The sequence below is a fragment of the Polynucleobacter meluiroseus genome, from assembly GCF_900205755.1.
In the GTDB taxonomy this organism is placed as follows: domain Bacteria; phylum Pseudomonadota; class Gammaproteobacteria; order Burkholderiales; family Burkholderiaceae; genus Polynucleobacter; species Polynucleobacter meluiroseus.
On sequence record NZ_OANS01000009.1, the window covers coordinates 1 to 4,039 of the forward strand.

The following is a 4,039-nucleotide window of genomic DNA, read 5'->3' on the forward strand; positions in this document are numbered from 1 at the left end:
GAACATGGGCTTAGGTGGAATTACACCAAAGCAAAAACTAGCACTTGCAGTACCAGCTTCTACTTTTAGCTTAAGTTAAAAATGGGGGGATTACCTTTGTACTTACGGGCTTGATCGACCTTCATGCCGCCATAAATCTTGCGCCAACGATAGTAGCTTTGCTCTACCGTTCCCACTTCTTTACAGGCCTGGGCTAGGGTTTTGCCGTTCGTTGTCAGGACATCGATTTGACGCAATAAGGTGACGATTTGCTCGGGTTTAAGACGTTGGCCTTTTGCCATATTTAGCACTCCTTTAAGGTGAAGATTATCAAAAATCCTCTCTTCTGGAGTGGTGCTAAAAATCAGGTCAGTTCAATCTAAGCCCTAGGAGCCACAGCTCTAAGCCACATGCGCTGGACTTGATCTGTCATATTGTCGGGTATTAACTCCACATCGGGGTGTTCATTCGCATAGACGCGAAATAGCTCATCTGCAAAGGCCTGTCCAATTTCTTGGACCCCTTTAAAGTCAAGAATGACCTTTTTAAAGCGATCAAATCGGGCGATCAATCTTTTCGCCTGGGATCTGGAGACTAACTGCTCGTCTCCATATTGAGCTAGGCGCATTGGCACCACGGTTTTAGAGAAATCAAAATCATCAGGCGCATTGGTGTATTGAGCATAAACATCAGCTGCTGTCCTGGCGCATGACAAGTCAATATTCATAAAGACAACGGTGCCGCTTGCGAAAATTCCTTTGGCATCTCTTAAAAAATCATCGCTTGATAAGGTGTCGTGATGGTATTCAAGTCCATTGGCTTTAATTCGAAATGAATCAAACATACGAGAGGTAAAAAAGACCCCTTCGCCACTGTGCCTCGTTGGATCTGTAGTGAATTTCCCTTTCGATAGCTCAAATAGGGCCTGCCTCATATCCACTAAATGTAAAGCGTCCGCAATCTTTTTAAAAATACCGATTCCGTTATCGGAAATTGCCAGGCCAAATCGAGTCTCGGATTGCCTTGCCCAGATGAAAACCTCGTCGCCTGCAGAATGGTCTATGGCGTTATTGAGCATTTCTGTAAATCCGTGATTGACGATATTAAGCACGTTGGGAGCGAGATTGAAGTAGGGCTTAAAGTCTTTGCTCCAGACGGTATCTTCCTCTAAATCCTGGATCTTGTAGAGCTTAGTGATTTCCCGTCGATAACCCGGACTAAAGACGGGTCTGGTGGATGGCCCACTTCGGGCAATCCAACCACCTACCTCTAACTGTTGAATGTAGTTATTTGCCGCTACTCGAGAGATTCCTAAGCGCTGTGCATAGTGGCGCGTTAAATCCTGAGGATGGTTTACAACATCCTCGGTGACGGTATCTATCAGTTCAGGGAGTTTTGAGGGCTTTGCCATAACGTTGACTATAAAGTTAAATATACACTACTGTAAACTAAAAATGATATAACTGTAAAGTTATTTATCAGCAAGAAGTGTGCTGATCGCTTATTACGTGATTCATCTTGGGTTGCGCTTAAGTCGTGTACACGCCTTTAGATGCCTAATGGGAAGGGTATTAAGCCTCTTTTAGAGTCAAATTAAGCAAAATTACTGCAATAAATTCAAACTAATAGTGTGATATTTTGGTTTTCCAATTAGGCATTAGATGCAAAGAAGTCAATGAATATATAGGTCTATTGCCTAAAAAGGGGTAAGAGGGATGCTAATGCCATGTATCGGGTGCCCTATTGATAGAAATGTCGGTATTTAGCAATATTTACCGACATGATGAGACATGCTATATACTTATGCTATATACATGGGAGTAAGTGATGACAATAACGATTACAACGGTGTTTACCAACAATCGAAGCCAGGCAGTCAGAATGCCCGCGGAGGCGCGTTTGCCTGATGAAGTAAAAAAGGTAATCGTGCGTATTCGAGGTCGCGAACGGATCATTACTCCGATTGAAAATACCTGGGATAACTTTTTCCTAAATGGTCCAGCGGTATCTGATGACTTTATGAATGAGCGCGGAGTACAAAAACTAGTTGAGAGGGAAAGCTTGTAATGCTCAAGTATTTGCTCGATACCAACATTGTCATTTATGTTCTAAAGCGCAGACCTAAGGAAGTGCTGGAAATTTTTAATACGAATGCCAGTCGCATGGCGATTTCTAGCATTACCTTATCGGAATTAATTTACGGCGCAGAAAAAAGTTCCAGCGTGGATAAAAATTTAGAAGCAATTGAAGAGTTCATCAGTCATCTTGAGGTTTTGCCTTATGACGCAAAAGCATCGCAACATTATGGTCAAATTAAAGCAGTCTTGGAGAAGAAAGGGGAAATCATTGGTGAGAATGATATTCATATTGCGGCCCATGCTATCAGTCAGGGCTTGATTCTGGTTACCAACAATTTGCGAGAGTTTAAAAGAGTTCCAAATCTAGCGCTGGAAAATTGGGTATTGTAATTATGAAAATTGAAGAAGCTCAGAATTTTTTTATGAACTCTTAGATCAATGGACTGCCTATCACAAGTCAGCTGGTGAGCTTAGATCAAAGGTGACCTAAGCTTCACTAATGTTGCAAAAAGTGGCACAGAATATCCAAGTCTTAAAATATTGGCCATGCTTGAGGTGACAGAGGAGTCTAAAAAAAGAATCAAGAAAAGATGGATGAGATTATGAGCTTGATTGACAGGTAATACGCCCGCTATGGGAAAAAATCGTGTCCTCACTACGCAGAGTAGCTTTCGAATATGAATGGGTGATACACCCAGTTCACTAACCTACCTGTTGTGCATCCACTCAGGCGTCTGAAACTTCACTATTTTTGTATAAAGCCATACATAAAAACTAGCAAAGATAATGAAGCACCCAATCAGGATGGGAGTGGATTCCCACCATTTAACGGCAGGGATTACTGCAAGGCTAGTTAGTACCCAAAGATAGGGTGATGTTCTAGCATTAGCTGTGAAAAAATCATTCTCCGTTTGAATGGCGGAGTTATTCAGGATTCGCCTAAAGATGAGCGAATGAAAGTGAATGCCATCGGGATGTCCTGGGTTCTTACCTTGATGGAACTTTCTACGGTAGATGGTAAAAATAGTTTCCCAAATGGGGTAGGCATTAATGAGGAGAGCGAACCAAGGAGAAATCATGTCATGTCTGGCGACAATCATGACACTGAGCGCTGCAATCCAAAAACCAATCAAGTAAGCGCCGCCGTCTCCAAGGAAAATTAATCCCCTTGGATAATTCCAAATAAAGAAACCCAAAATTGCAGCCACCATGGAAAAGCTCAGATAAGTAATGAGAGGATCGCCTACTGTGATGCTAACGTAACCAAGGGCCAATAAGGTGATCATGCCAACCATACTAGAGAGGCCATTAAAGCCATCAATAATGTTGTAAGCATTGGTTAAGCCCGTCATAGCAAATACAGTAAAGAGCATAGCAATGGGTGAAATAGATAACAGTATGTCAACACCAGGGATGTCTAGGCGGGTGATCTCTGTATGCAGAAAGTAAACAACTAAAGCTGCGCCGATGGCGGTAAAAATAAGCCGGGTGCGAACCCCTATTTTTTTTGTAAAGTCTTCAATCAGCCCGATGACAAAAACAGGTGCCGTACAGAGTAATAAAATCAAATCCTGACTATTCAAAGCAGGTGACTTATAGTGAATAAAAACCGCTGCAGTAAGACCAATCGCTATGCCAAGCCCACCGATTCTGGGGACTGCTGTTTTGTGGAATTTCTGAGGACCGTCTAGATCTAAGTCAGAGGAAAACCGTCCATGAAATTGTTGCGAGCGAATAATGAAAATCGTAATAAAGAATGAAACTAAGAATGAAACTAAAAGACTTGTCATTCGCGTATTATAAGAGGGTAATCCCCCCACCCCTTAACCTGACTTAAAAGTAGAATTTCTAAGTTGTTTGATTTAAAGGAAATTCTATGAAAACCTACCGTTTTACCGATAGCCAAATCATGGGCATCCTCAAGCAAGCCGAGGCTGGCATGCCAGCCCCAGAGCTATGCCGTGAACACGGCATTAGCATTG

General features: G+C 42.3%; 5 protein-coding genes and 1 pseudogene. 3 read left to right on the plus strand and 3 right to left on the minus strand.

Annotation, left to right across the window (positions count from 1 at the left end):
- Positions 1 to 95: 95 nt before the first annotated feature.
- Together CP950_RS09815 and CP950_RS09820 are read right to left on the minus strand one after the other, a co-directional pair.
- Positions 96 to 281: pseudogene (locus CP950_RS09815) on the minus strand (transposase); the annotation flags it as partial.
- A gap of 77 nt (positions 282 to 358) precedes the next feature.
- Positions 359 to 1,390 (minus strand): STAS-like domain-containing protein, encoded by a 1,032-nt coding sequence (locus tag CP950_RS09820; RefSeq protein WP_096674865.1) that lies wholly within the window; start codon positions 1,388 to 1,390, stop codon positions 359 to 361.
- Between the two features lie 416 nt (positions 1,391 to 1,806).
- On the opposite strand from CP950_RS09820, the gene vapB reads away from it, so the two are divergent.
- The gene (gene vapB, locus CP950_RS09825) at positions 1,807 to 2,046 is read left to right on the plus strand and encodes a type II toxin-antitoxin system VapB family antitoxin (RefSeq protein WP_096674867.1); all 240 of its coding nucleotides are present in this window, start codon (positions 1,807 to 1,809) and stop codon (positions 2,044 to 2,046) included.
- Positions 2,046 to 2,447 carry a type II toxin-antitoxin system tRNA(fMet)-specific endonuclease VapC gene (gene vapC / locus CP950_RS09830; protein WP_096674868.1) on the plus strand — a complete coding sequence of 134 codons (402 nt, stop codon included), beginning with the start codon at positions 2,046 to 2,048 and terminating at the stop codon, positions 2,445 to 2,447. The genes vapB and vapC overlap by 1 nt, the downstream gene beginning before the upstream one ends.
- A gap of 317 nt (positions 2,448 to 2,764) precedes the next feature.
- Here vapC and CP950_RS09835 read toward each other — a convergent pair whose 3' ends face one another.
- Complete coding sequence (locus CP950_RS09835; protein ID WP_096674870.1) at positions 2,765 to 3,847, minus strand: MraY family glycosyltransferase; 1,083 nt, start codon at positions 3,845 to 3,847, stop codon at positions 2,765 to 2,767.
- Positions 3,848 to 3,933: 86 nt separating this feature from the next.
- Between CP950_RS09835 and CP950_RS09840 the strand changes: the two genes are divergently transcribed.
- Positions 3,934 to 4,039, plus strand: a 106-nt coding sequence (locus CP950_RS09840) for a transposase (protein ID WP_133092104.1), incomplete at its 3' end; no start/stop codon positions are given.

Coding starts and splice junctions, on each gene's coding strand:
- CP950_RS09820 (WP_096674865.1), bottom strand. CDS start 1,390: ATGGCAAAGCCCTCAAAACTCCCTGAACTGATAGATACCGTCACCGAG.
- vapB (WP_096674867.1), top strand. CDS start 1,807: ATGACAATAACGATTACAACGGTGTTTACCAACAATCGAAGCCAGGCA.
- vapC (WP_096674868.1), top strand. CDS start 2,046: ATGCTCAAGTATTTGCTCGATACCAACATTGTCATTTATGTTCTAAAG.
- CP950_RS09835 (WP_096674870.1), bottom strand. CDS start 3,847: ATGACAAGTCTTTTAGTTTCATTCTTAGTTTCATTCTTTATTACGATT.